This is a genomic window from Curtobacterium sp. AB7, assembly GCF_044909335.1.
GTDB lineage: Bacteria > Actinomycetota > Actinomycetes > Actinomycetales > Microbacteriaceae > Curtobacterium.
Genome location: NZ_JBIYED010000003.1, coordinates 85,060 through 102,453, shown reverse-complemented (window position 1 = coordinate 102,453; position 17,394 = coordinate 85,060). Strand labels below are relative to the sequence as shown.

Here is a 17,394-nt window from a genome sequence, read left to right as displayed (position 1 = left end):
CGCGCTGCGCCGGGCTGCGCCTCAGTCCTGGCGGTTGATCTGCCCGAGCCACCGGCCGAACGCCGGAGTGCGGGCGTCGTGCAGCTTGGTCAGGACGGGCTTCGGCGTGCAGGTGCGCTCGTCGACGATCGCTGCGCCCTTGTGGGGTTCGAGGCTCATGGTGTGCTCCTTCGTGGTCTTCGTGATCGGTGCAGAGTTCGACAGCGGGCGGGTCCGATCCATTCCCACCCGCTGCCGTGGAGTCGGCGTGCGGTCCCGGTCAGGGCGTGACCATGCCGCCGTTCACGTTGAGCGTCTCGCCGACGACGTAGCTCGACTCGTCCGAGGCCAGGAACACGTAGGCCGGTGCGAGTTCGGCTGGCTGCCCGGCGCGCCCCATCGGCGACTCGCTGCTGCCGAACTCGGGAAGCGTCGACGGGTCGACGCCACCGCTCGGCTGCAGGACCGTCCACGTCGGCCCGGGCGCGACGACGTTGACGCGGATGCCGCGCGCGACGAGCAGCTGGGACAGCCCCTTCGACAGGTTGTTGATCGCGCCTTTCGACGCCGCGTAGTCGAGCCGGTCGGGTGCCGGCTTGTACGCCTCCATCGACGCCGTCGTGGTGATCGTCGCACCGGGTTCCAGGTGCGGCAGCGCCGCCTTGACGAGGCGGAACAGCCCGAAGACGTTCACGTCGAAGGTCGCCTCGAACTGGTCGTCGGTGATGTCGAGCACGTCGGGCTGCCAACGCTGCTTGCCGGCGACGCTCACCAGGGCATCGAGACCGCCGAGTCCGGCGACGGCCTGGTCGACGAGCTGCTGCGCGTACGCCTTGTCACGCAGGTCGCCGGGGATCGCGACGGCGGTGCGTCCGGCGGCACGGATCTGTTCGAGGACGTGGTCGGCGTCGGACTGCTCCTCGGGCAGGTAGGCGATCGCGACGTCGGCGCCCTCGCGGGCGAACGCGATCGCGACGGCACCGCCGATGCCGGAGTCACCGCCGGTGATCAGGGCCTTCCGGCCGGCGAGCCGACCGGTGCCGCGGTAGCTCGTCTCGCCGAGGTCGGGCACCGGGTCCATCTCGGACTGGAGGCCCGGCTCGTCCTGCGTCTGCGGCTCCGGCTGGACGTCGGGGTAGCGCGTGCGCGGGTCGCCGTGTTCGTACTGGTCGGTGGGCATGCGAGTTCCTTCCTGCTCGTGCCTCCACGGAACCCGTCCCGGCTGGACGGCGGCGGAGCGCCATCCGCCCTGCGCACCCGTCCAGGCCCGCGGGGTTGCCTCGGGACCATGAGTGACGACGACGACCTGCAGACCGAGCGCGACTTCTCCGACGCGGTGAACATGACCGCGTCCGAGCTGAAGGAGTGGTTGGGCACCGACGAGTCCAAGCAGGTCGGGCAGAAGCCCCCAGGCGGCGGCGAGTCGACCGGTCACGAGAGCGGGCGGCACATCATCCGGATCCTCGAGAAGCACAAGGCCGATCGCACGGACGATGACCATGCCCACATGCGGAAGGTGGTCGGCTACGTCGCGCGCCACGCGCAGCAGCGACCGGACGGTGACGTCCACGACACCCCGTGGCGGTGGTCGTTGATGAACTGGGGGCACGACCCCGAGAAGCGCTGAGCGTCTCCACCGGGCCCGGCGTACCGTGGCCGACCATGCCGAACCAACTCAAGAAGCCGGACATGTACGAGGAGCTCCGCAAGGAGGGCAACTCGAAGGAGAAGGCTGCGCGGATCAGCAACGCCGCTGCCGCCCGCGGCGAGGAGGCGGTCGGGAAGAAGGGCGGCGAATCCGGCTCCTACGACGACTGGACCGTCGCCGACCTCCGGAAGCGGGCGAAGGAGCTCGGCCTGACCGGGTACTCGTCGAAGCGCAAGGCCGAGCTCGTCGAGGCGCTCCGGGATCACTGACCGAGGTCGGCGACCGTGTCGATGCCCTCGGCGATCTCGGCCGCGTGCGTGTGGTGCAGGTAGTGCCCGCCGTCCAGCAGGACGACCTGGCCGTCGGCGACCGACGCCGCCTGCTCACGGTGCAGGCGCTTCCACCCCGGCACGTCCGGGTCGTCGCCCACGACGAACAGACGGACCGGCAGGTCGGTGGGGAACGCGAGGCTGCGGGCGTGCCGGAAGTTCGCGCCGAGGTGCTCGTACTCGTCCAGGTACGTCGCGCGCATGCTGGTGCGGTGTGACAGCAGGGTCATCTGCTCCTTCTGCGCATCGGTGTAGGGCAGCCCGGCGTACGCGTCGCCGGACACGGCCGTGAGCACGCGGGCGAGTCCGGTGGCCTTCACGAAGTGGAACAGGCCGGACCCGACGGCCTCGTCGATGCCGGGCTGCGTCGGCACACTGCTGTCGATGCCGACGAACGCCTGCACCTCGTCCGGGTACGCGTTCGTGTACTCGAGCGCGTAGATCCCGGCGACCGAGTGCCCCGCGAGCACGTACCGGTCGATGCCGAGCGTCGACAGTGCCTGGTGCACCTCGTCGACGATGTTCGCGCTGGTCCGGGATCGGTCGGTGCCGTCGCTCAGGCCGTACCCGAGCGGCTCGACGACCACCACCCGGTGCGTGTCCTGCAACCGGTCGACGAGTGGGGCGAAGTCGATCACGGGGGATGCCGTGCCGAAACCGGGCAGCAGCACGACGGTCGACGCCCCGGACCCGGTGACGGCGACGTTCACCCGGCCGCCGGTGACGGGGACGAGTTCGCCGTAGGGGCGGATGTCGTCCCGTTCCGTCGCGGTCACGATCGCGTCGTAGGTGGCCGTGCCGCCGAGCGTCAGGGCCCCGAGACCGACGAGCCCGACGAGCGAGAACCCGATGATCCGGAGCGGGCGGCGGCGTCGGCGTGCAGGGCGGGCCGGGGTGCTGGTGGGTGTGGCCGTGGGGTGGTGCGTGTCCATGCCTGCACGCTAGGTCCGGCCTGCGGGGCAGCACATCGGAGCACGGTACCCACGTGCCCCGCCCGCGTCGTACCGCGGGCTGACATCGGTACTGGCCCGGCATGAGGGAGAATGGCCGGGTGAACGAGACGGGCATGCCGCGCTTCCGACGGATCTGGTCGACCGTGCAGGTCGGCGTGCTGGCGATCGCCGTCGCCTTCTGCGTCGTGATGCTCGTGATCGGGCAGGGGAAGCTCGACCGCGTCTACGCCGTCGCCGCGATCTTCTTCGGCCTGGCGCTCGTCGGGCACAGCACGTACCTCTGGCTCATCGCCCGGAACGCCCGAACCGGCCGCTGAACGGGGGACGACGCGGGTTCGGCTCCGGTCTCGGTTCCGAATCCGGCTACGCCCCGAACCGCAGTGCCATCGGCACGAGCAGCCCGGCCACCCAGACGAGCACCATCACGAGCGCCCCGATCGCGATGAACCGACGGCGGCGACGCAGCTTCGGACTCCGCTCCTCGCCCCACATCTGCGCGCGGACCAGCACCCGGTTCGCCTGCTCGACGACCTTCCGGACCTCGGGGTCGTCCAGCTCGAGGGCACCGGACCGGGCGTGTTCGGCGATGACCGTGGCTTCGTCGACGGTCAGGTCGTCCTTGCGCATGCTCCATCCTCGCACCGGGGCGAGGGGTACGGCCCGCCTGTGCGGGAACGGACCAGCGGCGCGTACCAAGGACGCATGGGACATCGGTACCGCGGGAAGATCGTCGTCGTCACCGGAGCATCGAGCGGCATCGGGAGGGCCGCCGCACACGAGTTCGCCCGACAGGGTGCCACGCTCGTGCTCGCCGCACGCGGCCACGACTCCCTCGAAGCCGCCGCCGCCGAGTGCCGCGCACTCGGGGCCGACGCGGTCGCGATCCCGACGGACGTCGTCGACGAGCAGCAGGTCAAGGACCTCATCGGCACGGTGACGAGTCGGCACGGTCGGATCGACGTCTTCGTCGGCAACGCGGCCCTGTTCGTCTACGGGCTGTTCGAGCAGACCCCCACCGAGGCGTTCAAGCGGGTCGTCGACACGAACCTCTACGGCCACCTCAACGCGATCACGCACCTGCTCCCGCACTGGAAGCAGCGCGGCACGGGCACGTACGTGCTCGTCGGGTCGATCCAGTCGCTGCTGTCCGCGCCGTACCAGTCGGCCTACGTGACGAGCAAGCACGCGGCCCTCGGCCTGGTCGACGTGCTCGGTGACGAGTTCGCGCACACCGGGATCCGCTTCACCACGCTGCTGCCGTCGACGATCGACACGCCGATCTACCAGAACGGCGCCAACTACACCGGCAAGAACTCGCACCCGCTGCCGCCGACGGTGTCCGTCGAGCGGGCCGGCCGTGCCGTCGTCACCGCCGCCACGCACCCGAAGCGGTACCGCTACGTCGGCCGCATCCAGGCGTCGCTCGTCCCGCTGCAGTACGTGTTCCCGGGGCTGTTCCACAAGATCACGAAGCCGATGGTCGAGACCTTCGCACTGCGCGGGAAGGGCGAACCGACCGACGGCAACCTCTACGCCCCCGCGGACGCCGGCAACGCCACGAACGGCGGCTGGGTCGCGAAGCGACGGCGTGTCACGCGTCCGCTCGTGTGGCTCGGCGCCGCTGCCGCGGTCGGCGCGGTCGTGGTCGGCCGCGTACGGCGGTAGTCCCACCGGAACCGGGCGTACCTGCTGGAAACGGGCGTACCTGCCGTGTTCTTCGTGGCAGGTACGCCCGTTCTCGTTTGGTACCGCAGACGTTCTGGGAAGGAACGGGCGGCTCAGAAGAGCCTCGCGCTCGCTCGGCGCGCGCCCTCGCCGAGCGACTCGAGCTTCGCGGCGGCGATCTGCGGGTGCATGCGGCCGCCCAGGCCGCAGTCGGTGCCGGCGATGACGCGCTCGCGCCCGACGACCGAGGCGAACCGCTCGATGCGCTGTGCGACCAGGTCGGGGTGCTCGACGACGTTGGTGGCGTGGCCGACGACGCCGGGGACGATCACCTTGCCGTCGGGCAGCGTGACGTCCTGCCAGACGGTCCACTCGTGTTCGTGCCGGGCGTTCGCGGCCTCGAACGAGTACGCGCCGGCGTCGATGTCGAGCATGAGGTCGACGATGTGGCGGAGCTCGATGTCGGTGGTGTGCGGGCCGTGCCACGAGCCCCAGCACAGGTGGAAGCGGACACGGCTGGTGTCCAGGCCCTCGAGCGCGTGGTTCAGCGCCTCGACCCGGATCCGGGTGAAGGCGCGGTAGTCCGCCAGGCTCGGCTCCGGGTTGATCTGGTCCCAGTTCTCGGCGATCGACGGGTCGTCGATCTGCAGCACGAGGCCGGCGTCGAGGATGATGCGGTACTCCTCGCGCAGGGCGTCGGCCCAGGCCCAGATGTGCTCTTCGTCGGTGGCGTAGTAGTCGTTCGCGACCCGCGCGGCGGACCCTGGGGAGAGCGCCGTGATGAAGCCGTTCTCGGCGCCGGCCGCGTCGACGGCGTGCGTGAGGTTGGCGGCGTCGGTGCGTGCGGCCTCGTGCCCGGTGTAGGCGATCGGGCCGGTCGTGGTGGGGAACGCGGTGGCGTTCCTGCCGGTGCCGATGCCCGACTCGGGGTCGGTGTAGGCCTCGCGGAAGATCGTCCAGTCGCGGCGGTCCGGGAAGCTGGTCAGCTGCACGTGGCCCGGACCGGAGCGGACCGGCTCCTGCGTGAAGACGTTCGCATCGGTGAGCGAGAGCCCGCTGACGCGCTGGAACGAGTAGCCCCACCACGCGCCGTAGTCGACGCTGTTCGACATCGCCTTGCCGAACTCGCCGTCACCCGGCTGCGTGATGCCGAGGGCGGTCTGGCGGGCGACGACGTCGTCGACGGCCGCGCTCGTCAGCGCGCGGACCTCGTCGGTGGTCTCGAGCGTGAAGCCGTCGGCACCCACGGGGCGGGCGGCGTTCGCGGCGATGAGTTCCGGCGTGCGCGGGAGCGACCCGGCGGTGGTGGCCTGGACGTGGTCGGTGTTCTCGAAGGGCATGGGCCCAATGTGCCACTGGCCGCCTCCGAGCCGGGCTCCGTTCCGTGGCACGACCCGAGCCGGAGAGAATGGGACCCTATGCCCAGCGCGCGCCCGACTTCCCGCATCCCGCTCAACACCCTCGCCGCACCGTTCGGCCTGGCCGGCTTCGCGGAGACCTGGTCGTACGCGGCACCCGTCCTCGGATTGCCGCCCGTCGTCCCGCAGGTGTCCTGGGTGGTCGCGGCGGTGGTGTGGTCGTGGCTGCTCGGCGCGCACGTCCTGCGGGGCGTCCGGGTCGATGAACGCCTGGTCGACCAGCTCCGCCACCCCGCGCAGGGCCCGATCGCGGCCCTGGTTCCCGCGACGGCGATGCTCCTCGGCGTCGACCTCGCGCGGTTCTGGGAGATCGGGGGGCAGGTCCTCGTGTTGCTCGCGGTGGCGGTCGCTGCCGGGTTCGCGGCGTGGTTGCTGAGCACGTGGTTCGAGGGGCGCCTGACCCTGGAGGCCGTGCACGGCGGCTACCTGCTGCCGACGGTCGCCGCGGCCCTCGTCGCCGCCGTCGCCACGCACGAGGTCGGTGTGGGCTGGCTGTCCTGGGCGTGCTTCGGCGTCGGCGTGTTCTTCTGGGGCGTGATGACCGGACTGCTCCTCATCCGGCTGTCGTTCCGCCCCGCTCTGCCCGACCCGCTCGTCCCCACGATGGCGATCCTCGTGGCTCCGCCCGCGGTGGCGACGGTGTCCCTGTTCGCGCTCACCGACGACGCCCGAACCCTGCCCGTGCAGGCGATCGCGGGCCTCGGGGTCCTCATGTTCCTCGTGCAGCTCGCCCTGCTGCCCCGGTACGTCCGGCTCGGGTTCTCGCTCGGGTTCTGGTCGTTCGTGTTCCCGGCTGCGGCGGTCGCGACGGCGGCGATCGAGTGGTTCCGGGTGCTCGACCTTCCGGTGGCGTGGGTGCCCACGACCGTGCTGCTCGTGCTGCTCACCCTGCTCGTGCTCGTGGTCGGGGTGCGGTCCCTGAGCCTGGCCGCGCGGCACCTGCTCGGGCAGGCCGAGTCGGTGCTGCACGCCGCCGACGACGAGGACGCGGCACCCGCGACGCACTGACGCGGCGCTGACGGTGATGCGGAGCCGACGGTGTCGCGGTGCGTCAGCACCCGTTCTGCGACGAACCACGCGTCGAACGACTCGTGGCTCGTCGCGGAACGGGTGCGCGGTGCGACGGATCCGCGCGGGTCAGGCGCTGACGGTCTCGTCCGCCGTCAGCACCGGGGCGATCGTCCCCGTCCGGGCGCCCTCGTACGCCGCCAGGATCATGCCGAGCACCGCGATGCCCTCGCGCTCCGTGTGGATCGGCCGCGTGCCGTCGCGCAGGCACGCCCCGAACGCGCCGATCTCGGCTGCGAAGGTGTCGACCTCGTCGAAGGTGACCGACTCGCTCGTGCCGTCCCGCAGGTCCCACCGCAGCGTGGTGCCGTCGCTCGTCAGGGCGCCGTGCTCGCCGACGACGCTGAACCGCTCGGTGCCGGCGGCCGGGTCGTACGCCCAGCTCGTCACGAGCTGGCCCACGGCGCCGTTGTCGAAGCGGAACAGGGCCTGTGCCGAGTCCTCGCCCTCCATGAACGCCAACCGGTGCGTGGACAGCATCGCGGTCGCCTGCACGGGGACGCCGCCGGCCAGGTGCATCAGCAGGTAGCTCGGGTGGTACCCCGTGTCGATGAGCTCACCGCCGCCGCTCGTCGACGCGTGCGCACGCCACCCCATGTTCGACGGGTCGAACTCGTTGCGGAACGAGTCGGTGGTGCGGACCTCGTAGACGGTGCCGAGCGCACCGCCGTCGATGAGTTCCTTGGCCTTGGCGACCGCGGGCATGAACAGCTGGTTGTGCGCGCACATCAGGGTGATGCCGGACTCGGACACCGCGCGCTGCACGTCGGCGGCCTCGTCGGGGCTCAGGCACAGCGGCTTCTCGCACAGCACGTGCTTGCCGGCCTCGGCCGCCGCGACGATCGCGTCGCGGTGCAGGTGGTGCGGCAGGCAGATGTCGACGGCGTCGATGTCCGCCTGCTCGAGCATCGCGAGGTAGTCGGTGAAGAACGGGACGCCGAGCTCCGCCCCGCGCTCCTCGGCCGTGGCCGCGAACGCGTCGGCGACCGCGGCGATGCGGATCGAGGCGGGGTGCTCGGCGTAGCCGGCGATGTGCGCGGACGCGATGCCGCCCCCGCCGATGAGGCCGACGCGGATGATGTCGCTGGACATGGTGACTCCTGTGGTTGGTTCGAGGTGCTGGAATGCTCGGGCGGTCAGGCGGGTGCGCCGACGAGGGCGTCGCTGGTCGCGGGCTGGGCCGCGGCGTCGTTCGCGGCGACCACCAGGCGGGTCAGCTCGACGGCGCGGGCGAGGTTGTCGTCGGCACGCGTGTCGGCGGCGATGTGGTCCACCCACTGACCGAATGCGTCCTGGGCGTCGGCGGGGACGTCGAGGGTGACCGGCTCGTCGCCGTAGGCCGGTCCGCCGGCGGTGAGCCGGGCCTCCTGGTCGGAGTACGCGAGCCAGCCCCGGGTGCCCGCCACGTCGATCGTGAACGGCGTGCCCGCGACGAAGCCGGCCTCGATGACGCCGATCGCCTGCGAGGCGTAGCCGACGGTGACCACGGCGTGGTCCTCGACGGCGCGGCCGGTGAAGGAGCGGTAGACGGCCTCGACCGTGTCCGGACGGGCACCGAGGAACAGCTGCGTCAGGTAGACGGGGTGGCAGCCGAGGTCGGTGAGGGCGCCGCCGATCGCCGTCGCCGGGTCGAAGAACCGTTCCGGCAGCCACGGTGCGACGGCACCGTCGTGCGAGAGCCGGACGCGGGAGTACGTGACGTCGCCGAGGCGGCCCGCGTCGAGCTCGCGTCGGATCGCGGCCGTGTAGCCGTGGTACAGCCGCGGGAGCGAGACCACGAGCGTGACCCCGGCGGCGTCGCAGGCGGCGATGACCGCTTCGCACTCGTCGACGGTGGGGGCGAGGAGCTTCTCGGTGAAGACGTGCTTGCCGGCCGCTGCCGCGCGCCCGATCACGTCGCGGTGGACGTCGGTCGAGGTCGTGATCGTGACGGCGTCGATGTCCGGTCGGGCGAGCAGCGCATCGAGGTCGTCGGTGTACTCGACGCCGAACCGTTCGGCGCCCGCGCGGCCGCGCGCGGTGTCGTCGTCCCAGACGGCCACGAGCTCGGTGCCGGGGTGGTCGACGGTCTGCTGCGCGTAGTCGCCGGCGTGGACGTGCCAGAAGCCGAGGACGGCGACACGCAAGGGGGTGGAGGGCATGGGTGTTCCTTTCGTGGGAGGACGACCAGAGCGTTCCTGCTCAGATCCGGACCTTGTCGTAGTCCTTCGGCAGCCTGAACGGCGAGTAGGTCTGCATCATCGGGTCGACGCGGTTCTGCGCCCGCTCGACGGCCTCCTGCGGGCTCGCGGTGCCGAGCAGGACGCTCGACCGCGCGTCGGCGAGGGAGTCCCACCACGCGCCGCCGACGGGCAGCGGCGGGCGGCAGGTGGAGGCGCCGATCGACTCGGTGAAGAAGCGGATCGACTTCGCGGAGCCCTTCGGGTCCTTGAGCGCTGCGACGTTCGACGGCACGCTCGTGGCCGGCACCATGTAGGTCTCCTGGCCCTGCTTGCTCGTGAAGTACTTCATGAGCTCCCACACGGCCTTGTTCTTCTTCGAGCCCTTCGGCACGCACAGCGCGAAGCCACCGGACCACGTGTACTTGTCGCCGCCGTCCTGCTGGGTCGGCAGGTACGCGGTGCCCCAGTCGAGGTCCTTCGGGCCGTAGTTGTCGAAGGTCTGGATGGTGGAGGGCACGCTGACCATGAACGCCATCCGGTCCGCCATGAACGCGGTCTGTCCCGGCGGGTGCCCGGTCGGCTCGTAGGTCGCGATGAAGGTGTCGGCGTCCTTGTAGCCGTACCGCTTCGCCCAGTCCTCGTAGAACTCGAAGATGCTGCGGACGCTCTTCGAGTCCATCGTCATCTTCGAGTCCTGCTGGTCGAAGTACGACGCGCCGAGGCCGAGCCCCCACGTGAACGGCCAGCCTTCGCCGTACCAGGGGAGCAGTCCCATGTGGGTGTAGTTGCCGCCGGACTTCTTCGTGATGCGTTCGCTGACGTCCCACATCCGGTCCATGCTCACCGGGCCGTTGTGCTCCCAGTCGAACTCGTCCGGGTCGATCCCGGCGCCGGTGAGCATCTTCCGGTTCACGAACATGCCGCGGGCGTCGGTGTCGTGCGGGAGGCCGTAGGTCTTGCCCTGGTAGCTGACCTCGCCGATCGTGAACCCGAGCCACTGCGCCAGGAACTCGTCCTTCGGCTGGTCCTCGAACTCCTCGATCATGTCGTCGATCGGTTCGATGAGCCCGATCGCCGCGTACTGCGCCGCACTGAACCGGTCGAGGAGCCACAGGTCTGGGGCAGTGCCGCCGCGCACGGCCGTGATGATGCTCGTGGCGTCGCCGGTGCCCTGCGACGGGACGACGTTCACCTTCACGTCGACCTCGGGGTGGACCTCGTTGAAGTCCTTGATCACCTTCGTCTGGAACGGCACGAACGTGCCGGTGACACCCCAGATCGTGACCTGGTTCGGGTTGCTCCCGCCGCTCGAGCCGGAGGCGCACGACGCTGCGAGGAGTGCGAGCGCCCCCGCACCGCCGGTCGCGGCCGCACCGCGCAGGAACGTTCGTCGGTCGAATGCGCTGCTCACTTGAAGCTCCCGATCTGGACGCCCTTGATGAACGTCCGCTGGAACACGAAGAACAGGACCACGAGCGGCAGGATGATGAGCACCGATGCCGCCATCAGCTGGTTGAACTGGAAGTCCTGCGAGTTGTTGAGACGGAAGATCTGCAGCCCGATGGACAGCGTCTGCACGTTCTCGTCCTGCAGGTAGATGAGCGGCCCGAGGAAGTCGTTCCAGGCACCCACCGCCGCGAAGATCCCGACGGTGACGAGCGCCGCCTTGGCCTGCGGGAAGACGATCCGCCAGAGGATGCCCCACTCCGAGGCGCCGTCCATCCGCGCGGCGTTGAGCAGGTCCTTCGGGATCTGCAGCAGGAACTGCCGGAGCAGGAACACGTAGAACGCGGACCCGAACAGGCTCGGCACGATCAGGGGCAGGAAGGTGTTGATCCAGCCGAGTCGGGCGTACAGGTCGAACATCGGGATGAGCGTGACCGGGAACGGGATGAACAGCGTGGCGAGCACGACGTAGAACAGCTTGTCGCGGCCGCGCCACTCGAGGCACGAGAACCCGTACGCGATCACGAGGTTCGAGACCATCGAGAAGAGCGTCACGCAGACGGTGATGATCAGCGTGTTCCGGAAGAACGTGAAGAACGGCATCGCGTCGATCGCCTTGCCGAAGTTCGACCAGTCGAGCCACTGCGGGAACCAGGTCGGCGGGAAGGCAGCGAGTTCGGAGTTGCCCTTCAGCGCCGAGATGACCATCCAGTAGATGGGGATGAGGAACAGCAGGCTCATCGCGATGAGGAGCACGCGGGCGAGGACGGACGACCACGGCGAGCGGATCGAGCCGTCGGCGTTCCGCGAGCGGTCATCGGCACCCTTGCGTCCGCGGGGTCGGACGGACTCGATCGACGAGGTGACGGTGTCGCGGTCCGGGTGTCGTTCAGTACGCAGTGTCATCGGTCACTCCCCGGTCACGTCGTAGTTGACGAAGCGCTTGGACAGCCAGTACACGAGCCCGGACAGGATCATGCCGGCCAGGAACAGCAGCACGGCCATGGCGCTGGCGAACCCGAGCTGCGCGTAGCTGAACGCGTTCTTGTAGAGGTAGAGCATGTAGAACAACGTCCCGTTGTCCGGGCTGCCGAGTCCTCCGGTGCCGGACGAGATCACGTACGCCTCGGTGAAGACCTGCAGGCCGTTGCTGATGCCGGTGATCAGGTTGAACAGGATCACGGGGGAGAGCAGCGGCAGCGTCAGCGCGAAGAACTGCCGGAGCGGTCCGGCCCCGTCCACGCGAGCGGCTTCGTACAGGGTCTTCGGGATCCCGCGCAGTCCGGCGAGGAAGATCAGCGCCGCGTTGCCGGCACCCATCTGGGCGAGCGCGACGATGACCAGCTTCGCCGTGGTCGGGTCGCCGAGCAGGTTCGTCGCCGGGATCCCGACGAGCTTCATGACCTGGTTGACGAGGCCGGTCTGCGGGTTGACGAGCACCACGAAGATGAACGCCAGCGCGAAGGTCGGGATGAGCGAGGGGATGTAGAGGGCCGTCCGGTACCAGCCGATCTCGCGGACGTCCTGGTTCATCGCGATGGCGATCACGATGGCGATGACGATCCCGACGGGCACCGCGATGACGGCGTAGAACAGGGTGTTGCCGACCGCGGTGTGCACGAGTGGGTCGATGAACGCGGCGACGTAGTTGGCGAACCCGACCCAGGTGATGTCGGCCATGCCCGAGTACCGGGTCAGGCTGATCGCGAACGAGTAGATCAGGGGGTAGGCGATGAACACCAGCACGCCGAGGATCCACGGTGAGATGAACGCGATGCCGACGCGCAGTCGGCGCTTCTCGGCCGGGGTCCACGGATGCTTCTCGCGTGGTCGTCGACGGACCGCGGCGTCACCGCCCGTGCGCGTCCGTGGTGGTGCAGTGGTTCCGGATCGTGCGGTCGTCGTCACGAGCGTCCCTTCCGACCCCGTGACACGCCGGTGTGGCACGGGCGAATCCGTCGTCGGACGGGCGAACCGATCGCACCGTCGCGGTTTCAATCCAATTGATTGACAAATTCGTATGACCAGAGATGCTAGGGACCATGTCCGAGCCGCGTCAACCCCTTCCTGACACCGTGGTGCAGGGCAGAACGGGCGGCACGAACCTCGTGCGCGTCGGGGTCCAGAACCGTGCGCTGGTGCTCGATCTCGTCCGTCGCCGGGGACCGTTCGCCCGCGCCGAGCTGATGCGGGCGACCGGGCTCAGCGCCCAGACGGTGTCGAACATCGCAGCGGGGCTCGTGGGATCGGGACTCGTGCGTGAAGCACCGGGCGGCGGACGACGACTCGAGGTCGTCGCGGGGTCGCGGTCGGCGATCGGGGTCCACCTCGATCCGGCGCACCTCGTCGTCGTGCGCACCGACCTGACCGGAGCCGTGCTGGCCGTCGAGCACGTCGACCTGGACGCGACGGACGACCCGGCGCGGACGCTCGACACGATGGCGGCGGCAGTGCACCGGGTCCGTGGCGCCGGCAGTCGGGCCCGCTCGCGCACCGGCGTGCCCGCTCCCGCCGGCATCGGCCTCGCCGTCCCCGGCTCGATCGACCCCGACGGCGTCCGGATGGGCACCCCCGCGCAGTTGCCCGCCTGGTGGTCGCTGCCCGTCACCGACGAGCTCGCCGCCCGGACGGGGCTGCCGGTGCGCCTCGAGAAGGACGGCGTCGCGAGCGCCCTCGGCGAGGTCTGGTCCGCTGCCGGCGCCGACGACCTGGTCTCCGTGTTCCTCGGCCACGGCATCAGCGCCGCCACGGTCGCCGCGGGCGAGGTCGTCCGCGGCGCCACCGGCAACGCCGGCGAGTTCGGCGGCATGCCGGTCGAGGCGCACGGCCGCTGGACCGAGGTCTGGGAAGCGTGTCAGCCCCTGCAGCAGGTCCGGCGCGCCACCGACGCCGGCCTGCTCCCCACGGGCATCCCGCTTGATCGCGCCAGCGACGTCCGGCACGCGTTCGAGCGGCTCTGCGCGACGCCGTCCGCGGCGCCGCTGGTCGCCGAGGCCGGTGCCGCGCTCGGATCCGCGCTCGCCCACGTCGTCGAGCTGCTCGACGTGCCACGCGTCGTGATCGGTGGCAGCGCGGCCCTCGCCGGCGGCGACGTCTTCATCGCGGCCGTCCGCGAGCGGCTCGCGGTCCGCCTGCCGCACGGGCCGTTCCCGACGGTCGCAGCGACCGCCTTCGGCGAGGCCTCGGTGGCCCGTGGGGCCGCCTGCGCGGTGCTGCAGGCCGACCTCGCCGTGCCTGCCCCCGTCGGCCGCGGTGCCGGCGTCGGTACGGGGGCTCGACCGGGAGGCCCGGTGCACGTCCGCAGCATCGCCCACCCCTGGTGAGCGGGCAGGTCCAGGGCGTCGGGTCGGCCGTGCGCGTGACGTCGCGCGACGGGGACGTCGCGTTCGCGGCCCGGGCGTCGTAGCGTCGGGGGCATGAGCACGACGACGACGCCGACCGCACCCGATTCCGCCACGGAGTGGGCTGCCTGGCACGACGCCCACGAACGAGCCCGGGCGAGCGAGCACGGTTTCCTCGCCATCACGAGCATCCGGTGGCTGATCAGCACGCCCGAGCGGTTCGACGACGCCCCGGGCACGTGGTCGACGGGCGAGGACGGACCCGTCGTCGAGCTCGCGGACGGCGAGACGATCACGGTCGACGGGCAGTCGGTCACCGGGACCCACCGCTTCGGACCACTGCCCGAGCGCTCGAGCACGAACGTCGTGTGGCAGGACGGCGAGGAGACCGTCGTCATCGAGGTCGCCCGGCGCGGCGGCAGCGACGTCATCCGGCCCCGGCACCCGGGCAACCCGACCCGGACCGAGTACCCCGGCACCCCGACGTACGAGCCGTCGGACCGGTTCGTCGTCGACGCGCACTTCGAACCGTTCGACGAACCGCGCGAGGTCACCGTCGGCTCCGTCGTCGACGGGCTGCAGCACGTGTACTCGGCCCCGGGCGTCCTCACCTTCGACCTCGACGGGCCGCGGTCGCTGCTCGCGTTCAACGGGCACGGCGACGGCCTGCACGTCCTGTTCACCGACCGCACCAGCGGCGTGACGACGTACGCCGCGAACCGGAGCCTGGACATCGCCGCCCCGGATGCCGCCGGCGCGACCCGGATCGACTTCAACCGCGCGACGAACCTGCCGTGCGCGTACACCGCGCACGCGACGTGCCCGCTGCCGCCGGCCGAGAACCGGCTCGACGTCGCAGTCGAGGCGGGGGAGCGGCTGCCCGCCTGACCCCGCCGCCGCGGTGCGACGCGGAACGACGTCCTCGGCGTCGTTCGCTGCGCGTGCATCGTCCGACATTCCACGAGGTGATCGACTCGTGGTTGGTCGGAACATGCACGCGCACTCGATGCGTGCGCACGAGACGACGATCCACCCGTTGATCAACGAGTGGAACGTCGGAACATGCACACGCACCGGCCGCGGGCGCGCCGGCCGGCGGGTGCGTCAGCCGGAGGGAACGCGCTGCCAGGCGCTCGCTACCCGCCACGCCCGCGCATCGAACGCGAACACGCTGCCCATGCCGGGTTGGTCGAGCGCGCGTGACACCGGCGCTCCCGTCAGGTCGGCGAGGAGCAGCGCCCCGACCGCACCGTGGGACACGACGGTCGCGTCGCCCGCCGCAGTGAGCCGCCGGACCGCTCCGATGATGCGGGCCTGGGCGTCGACGGCCCGCTCCCATCCGCGGACCGATCGGCTCGGTTCCGCGAAGAACCGGTCGACGGCACCCTCGAACTCGGTCGGCGGCAGGTAGCCCGTCGCGCTGCGGTCGATCTCGCCGAGCAGGGGATCCTGCGCGGGCACGAGCCCGACCGCGGCCCCGAGCAGCTCGGCGGTCTCGACGGCCTTGCGTTCCGTGCTCGACACGAGTGTCCGGACGCCCGGCTCCCAGGCCAGCGGACCCGACCGCGCTGCGCGTGCGCGTCCCGCTGCGGAGAGCCCCCCACGACTCGATCGCGACGGCGGGCTCCACGACGACCTCGGCGTGGCTCAGGAAGTAGGAGACCATCCGCCGATCCTGGCACGGCATCCGCAGTGGTCCGCCGTAGGGTGAGCGCGTGGAGTTCCCGGGGGAGGCGGCCGGCGCGCGTGACGCGTCGACCTCTCCGGGGTGACCCCGGGGCACGCAGGACCAGCAGGACGACACGCCCCGAGCAGGCGAGCGCGCTCCGCGCGCGCCGCTGCACGGAGGCACCGACAGGTCCTCCGGGAACCCCACGCTCCTCTCCGTCGTCACCGCGGCGCTGGCCGATGCGTTCCTGACGGCCGAGCGGTGGGAGCCGGACGAGCTGGCGGCCGTCGGGTACGTGGTCGTCGGCGTCGAGCGCGCGTACGTCGGGCTCGCCGTCGCCGCTGCGCTCGAGGCGTACCCCCGCGAGGAGTTCGCGCGCATCGTGTGGTGAGGCCGTCTGCGGACCGTGTGACGTCCGGTTGCGCTCCGTTGCCCCGCGTTGCGGCGCCCGGCCGCGTGCCGCGCGCACCTGGGTAGCGTGCCGCCATGTGTCCGAGTGAGCTCCCGGCCGACGACCGCTACGACGCGCTGGTCGCGCCGCTCCGGCCCGTCATCGAGCGGATCGGTCTCGACGCCCGCCAACGGGAACGCGAGGAGCGTCTCGCCACCGAGCAGCTCGGGTGGCTCGTCGACGCCGGCTTCGCGCGGTGGCGAACGCCGGTCGCGTGGGGCGGGGTCGGTGCCCGTCTGTCCGACGTGTTCCGCGCGATCGCCGAGATCGCCGAGGTCGACCCGAACCTGGCGCACGTGTGGCGGAACCACTTCTCGTTCGTCGAGGACCGCGTGCACGCCGAGGGCAGCGCGTTCGACCGTGCGATCGTCACGCGGCTCGGCGACGGCGAGTTCGTCGGCGGCGGGTGGAGCGAGTCGCCGAACACGACCGGGGTCGATCTCGCCACGCGGATCGTCCGCGACCCGGACGGGTCCTGGCGGCTGACCGGTCGGAAGTTCTACTCGACGGGCAGCGTGTACGCCCGGTGGATCACGGTGCTGGCGGTCGACGACACGGGCGCGAAGTTCGTCGCGCTCGTCGACGCTTCTGACCCCGGTGTGCTGATCGGCGACGACTGGGACGGTTTCGGCCAGCGGATCACCGGCAGCGGGAGTGTGACCTACACCGACGTGCCGGTGCCGGACGAGCGGGTGCTGCCGTACGCGACCCGGTACCCGTACCAGGAGCAGTACTACCAGACGGTGATGCACGCGATCCTGGTCGGCATCGGCCGCGCTGCACTGCGCGAAGGCGTCGAGGCACTGCGGTCCCGGGCGCGCGGACACCACAACGGCACCGCGGCGGATCCGACCCACGATCCGGAGCTGCTGAGCGTGATCGGCACCGTCGACGCCCGGGTGCACGCCGCCGACGCCGCGTTCGCCGCGAGCCTCGGCCCGGTGGACGCGGCCGTCGACCGGCACACCGCTCTGCGTGCGGCCGGTGCGGACCCGTCGACGGACCCGGCGCTGCGCGCGGCGCTCGAGCGCAGCTGGGTCGCGGTGGCACGCGCGCAGACCATCGTCACGGACGCCGTGCTCGACGCGACGACGCTGGTGTTCGACGCGCTCGGGTCCTCGGGGACGTTCCGCTCGCTCGGCCTCGACCGGCACTGGCGGAACGCCCGGACGCTGTCTTCGCACAACCCACGCGTGCACAAGCGCCGCATCGTCGCCGACCTGCTCGTCAACGGGGCGAGTCCACTGGACCGCTGACGGTTCCGC

The 17,394-nt window shown here is 71.1% G+C and carries 18 protein-coding genes and 1 pseudogene; 8 read left to right on the top strand and 11 right to left on the bottom strand.

Annotated features, from left to right (window positions below):
- Positions 1–21 precede the first annotated feature (21 nt).
- Entirely contained in the window at positions 22–159 is a 138-nt protein-coding gene (locus ABH929_RS08985) for a hypothetical protein (RefSeq protein ID WP_222660914.1), read from the bottom strand.
- Positions 160–259: 100 nt separating this feature from the next.
- Positions 260–1,159, bottom strand: a complete 900-nt coding sequence (locus ABH929_RS08980) for an SDR family oxidoreductase (RefSeq protein WP_205462284.1) — start codon at positions 1,157–1,159, stop codon at positions 260–262.
- A gap of 108 nt (positions 1,160–1,267) precedes the next feature.
- On the opposite strand from ABH929_RS08980, the gene ABH929_RS08975 reads away from it, so the two are divergent.
- Positions 1,268–1,606 (top strand): DUF3140 domain-containing protein, encoded by a 339-nt coding sequence (locus ABH929_RS08975; protein ID WP_205462285.1) that lies wholly within the window; start codon positions 1,268–1,270, stop codon positions 1,604–1,606.
- A gap of 35 nt (positions 1,607–1,641) precedes the next feature.
- Positions 1,642–1,896 (top strand): Rho termination factor N-terminal domain-containing protein, encoded by a 255-nt coding sequence (locus tag ABH929_RS08970; protein WP_263091599.1) that lies wholly within the window; start codon positions 1,642–1,644, stop codon positions 1,894–1,896.
- Here the strand turns inward: ABH929_RS08970 and ABH929_RS08965 are convergent.
- The gene (locus ABH929_RS08965; protein WP_404560927.1) at positions 1,890–2,888 is read right to left on the bottom strand and encodes an alpha/beta fold hydrolase; all 999 of its coding nucleotides are present in this window, start codon (positions 2,886–2,888) and stop codon (positions 1,890–1,892) included. The genes ABH929_RS08970 and ABH929_RS08965 overlap by 7 nt on opposite strands.
- A gap of 134 nt (positions 2,889–3,022) precedes the next feature.
- Between ABH929_RS08965 and ABH929_RS08960 the strand changes: the two genes are divergently transcribed.
- A complete protein-coding gene (locus ABH929_RS08960) occupies positions 3,023–3,226 on the top strand; it encodes a hypothetical protein (protein WP_263092152.1) in 204 nt (67 codons plus the stop codon).
- Positions 3,227–3,272: 46 nt separating this feature from the next.
- Here ABH929_RS08960 and ABH929_RS08955 read toward each other — a convergent pair whose 3' ends face one another.
- On the bottom strand, positions 3,273–3,536 hold the full coding sequence (locus ABH929_RS08955) for a hypothetical protein (RefSeq protein WP_263092153.1): 264 nt from the start codon (positions 3,534–3,536) through the stop codon (positions 3,273–3,275).
- Positions 3,537–3,611: 75 nt separating this feature from the next.
- Between ABH929_RS08955 and ABH929_RS08950 the strand changes: the two genes are divergently transcribed.
- Positions 3,612–4,574: an SDR family NAD(P)-dependent oxidoreductase gene (locus ABH929_RS08950; RefSeq protein ID WP_404560926.1), complete on the top strand. Its 963-nt coding sequence runs from the start codon at positions 3,612–3,614 to the stop codon at positions 4,572–4,574.
- A 113-nt stretch (positions 4,575–4,687) separates the two neighbouring features.
- Here the strand turns inward: ABH929_RS08950 and ABH929_RS08945 are convergent, their stop codons facing one another.
- A complete protein-coding gene (locus tag ABH929_RS08945) occupies positions 4,688–5,914 on the bottom strand; it encodes a cobalamin-independent methionine synthase II family protein (RefSeq protein ID WP_404560925.1) in 1,227 nt (408 codons plus the stop codon).
- Positions 5,915–5,992: 78 nt separating this feature from the next.
- Between ABH929_RS08945 and ABH929_RS08940 the strand changes: the two genes are divergently transcribed.
- Entirely contained in the window at positions 5,993–7,000 is a 1,008-nt protein-coding gene (locus ABH929_RS08940; protein WP_263092156.1) for a transporter, read from the top strand.
- Positions 7,001–7,129: 129 nt separating this feature from the next.
- Here ABH929_RS08940 and ABH929_RS08935 read toward each other — a convergent pair whose 3' ends face one another.
- Genes ABH929_RS08935 through ABH929_RS08915 form a run of 5 tightly spaced genes read right to left on the bottom strand, consistent with a single transcriptional unit; the run spans position 7,130 to position 12,576 of the window.
- On the bottom strand, positions 7,130–8,152 hold the full coding sequence (locus tag ABH929_RS08935) for a Gfo/Idh/MocA family protein (RefSeq protein ID WP_404560924.1): 1,023 nt from the start codon (positions 8,150–8,152) through the stop codon (positions 7,130–7,132).
- Positions 8,153–8,196: 44 nt separating this feature from the next.
- Positions 8,197–9,201 (bottom strand): Gfo/Idh/MocA family protein, encoded by a 1,005-nt coding sequence (locus tag ABH929_RS08930; RefSeq protein ID WP_404560923.1) that lies wholly within the window; start codon positions 9,199–9,201, stop codon positions 8,197–8,199.
- A 40-nt stretch (positions 9,202–9,241) separates the two neighbouring features.
- On the bottom strand, positions 9,242–10,633 hold the full coding sequence (locus ABH929_RS08925) for an ABC transporter substrate-binding protein (RefSeq protein WP_263092159.1): 1,392 nt from the start codon (positions 10,631–10,633) through the stop codon (positions 9,242–9,244).
- The gene (locus tag ABH929_RS08920; protein WP_404560922.1) at positions 10,630–11,574 is read right to left on the bottom strand and encodes a carbohydrate ABC transporter permease; all 945 of its coding nucleotides are present in this window, start codon (positions 11,572–11,574) and stop codon (positions 10,630–10,632) included. The genes ABH929_RS08925 and ABH929_RS08920 overlap by 4 nt, the downstream gene beginning before the upstream one ends.
- Before the next feature lie 3 nt (positions 11,575–11,577).
- Positions 11,578–12,576 (bottom strand): carbohydrate ABC transporter permease, encoded by a 999-nt coding sequence (locus ABH929_RS08915; RefSeq protein WP_263092161.1) that lies wholly within the window; start codon positions 12,574–12,576, stop codon positions 11,578–11,580.
- A 134-nt stretch (positions 12,577–12,710) separates the two neighbouring features.
- Here ABH929_RS08915 and ABH929_RS08910 point away from each other — a divergent pair, with 134 nt between their 5' ends.
- Positions 12,711–13,991 (top strand): ROK family transcriptional regulator, encoded by a 1,281-nt coding sequence (locus ABH929_RS08910; RefSeq protein WP_404560921.1) that lies wholly within the window; start codon positions 12,711–12,713, stop codon positions 13,989–13,991.
- Positions 13,992–14,084: 93 nt separating this feature from the next.
- On the top strand, positions 14,085–14,897 hold the full coding sequence (locus ABH929_RS08905; protein ID WP_404560920.1) for a DUF1684 domain-containing protein: 813 nt from the start codon (positions 14,085–14,087) through the stop codon (positions 14,895–14,897).
- A 216-nt stretch (positions 14,898–15,113) separates the two neighbouring features.
- Here the strand turns inward: ABH929_RS08905 and ABH929_RS08900 are convergent.
- Positions 15,114–15,593: pseudogene (locus tag ABH929_RS08900) on the bottom strand (histidine phosphatase family protein); the annotation flags it as partial.
- Between the two features lie 571 nt (positions 15,594–16,164).
- On the opposite strand from ABH929_RS08900, the gene ABH929_RS08895 reads away from it, so the two are divergent.
- Positions 16,165–17,385, top strand: a complete 1,221-nt coding sequence (locus tag ABH929_RS08895) for an acyl-CoA dehydrogenase family protein (protein ID WP_404560919.1) — start codon at positions 16,165–16,167, stop codon at positions 17,383–17,385.
- Positions 17,386–17,394: the final 9 nt, after the last annotated feature.

Excerpts from the sequence above, each read along its gene's own strand:
- ABH929_RS08985 (WP_222660914.1), bottom strand. The coding sequence starts at position 159 with ATGAGCCTCGAACCCCACAAGGGCGCAGCGATCGTCGACGAGCGCACC.
- ABH929_RS08980 (WP_205462284.1), bottom strand. The coding sequence starts at position 1,159 with ATGCCCACCGACCAGTACGAACACGGCGACCCGCGCACGCGCTACCCC.
- ABH929_RS08975 (WP_205462285.1), top strand. The coding sequence starts at position 1,268 with ATGAGTGACGACGACGACCTGCAGACCGAGCGCGACTTCTCCGACGCG.
- ABH929_RS08970 (WP_263091599.1), top strand. The coding sequence starts at position 1,642 with ATGCCGAACCAACTCAAGAAGCCGGACATGTACGAGGAGCTCCGCAAG.
- ABH929_RS08965 (WP_404560927.1), bottom strand. The coding sequence starts at position 2,888 with ATGGACACGCACCACCCCACGGCCACACCCACCAGCACCCCGGCCCGC.
- ABH929_RS08960 (WP_263092152.1), top strand. The coding sequence starts at position 3,023 with ATGCCGCGCTTCCGACGGATCTGGTCGACCGTGCAGGTCGGCGTGCTG.
- ABH929_RS08955 (WP_263092153.1), bottom strand. The coding sequence starts at position 3,536 with ATGCGCAAGGACGACCTGACCGTCGACGAAGCCACGGTCATCGCCGAA.
- ABH929_RS08950 (WP_404560926.1), top strand. The coding sequence starts at position 3,612 with ATGGGACATCGGTACCGCGGGAAGATCGTCGTCGTCACCGGAGCATCG.
- ABH929_RS08945 (WP_404560925.1), bottom strand. The coding sequence starts at position 5,914 with ATGCCCTTCGAGAACACCGACCACGTCCAGGCCACCACCGCCGGGTCG.
- ABH929_RS08940 (WP_263092156.1), top strand. The coding sequence starts at position 5,993 with ATGCCCAGCGCGCGCCCGACTTCCCGCATCCCGCTCAACACCCTCGCC.
- ABH929_RS08935 (WP_404560924.1), bottom strand. The coding sequence starts at position 8,152 with ATGTCCAGCGACATCATCCGCGTCGGCCTCATCGGCGGGGGCGGCATC.
- ABH929_RS08930 (WP_404560923.1), bottom strand. The coding sequence starts at position 9,201 with ATGCCCTCCACCCCCTTGCGTGTCGCCGTCCTCGGCTTCTGGCACGTC.
- ABH929_RS08920 (WP_404560922.1), bottom strand. The coding sequence starts at position 11,574 with ATGACACTGCGTACTGAACGACACCCGGACCGCGACACCGTCACCTCG.
- ABH929_RS08910 (WP_404560921.1), top strand. The coding sequence starts at position 12,711 with ATGTCCGAGCCGCGTCAACCCCTTCCTGACACCGTGGTGCAGGGCAGA.
- ABH929_RS08905 (WP_404560920.1), top strand. The coding sequence starts at position 14,085 with ATGAGCACGACGACGACGCCGACCGCACCCGATTCCGCCACGGAGTGG.
- ABH929_RS08895 (WP_404560919.1), top strand. The coding sequence starts at position 16,165 with ATGTGTCCGAGTGAGCTCCCGGCCGACGACCGCTACGACGCGCTGGTC.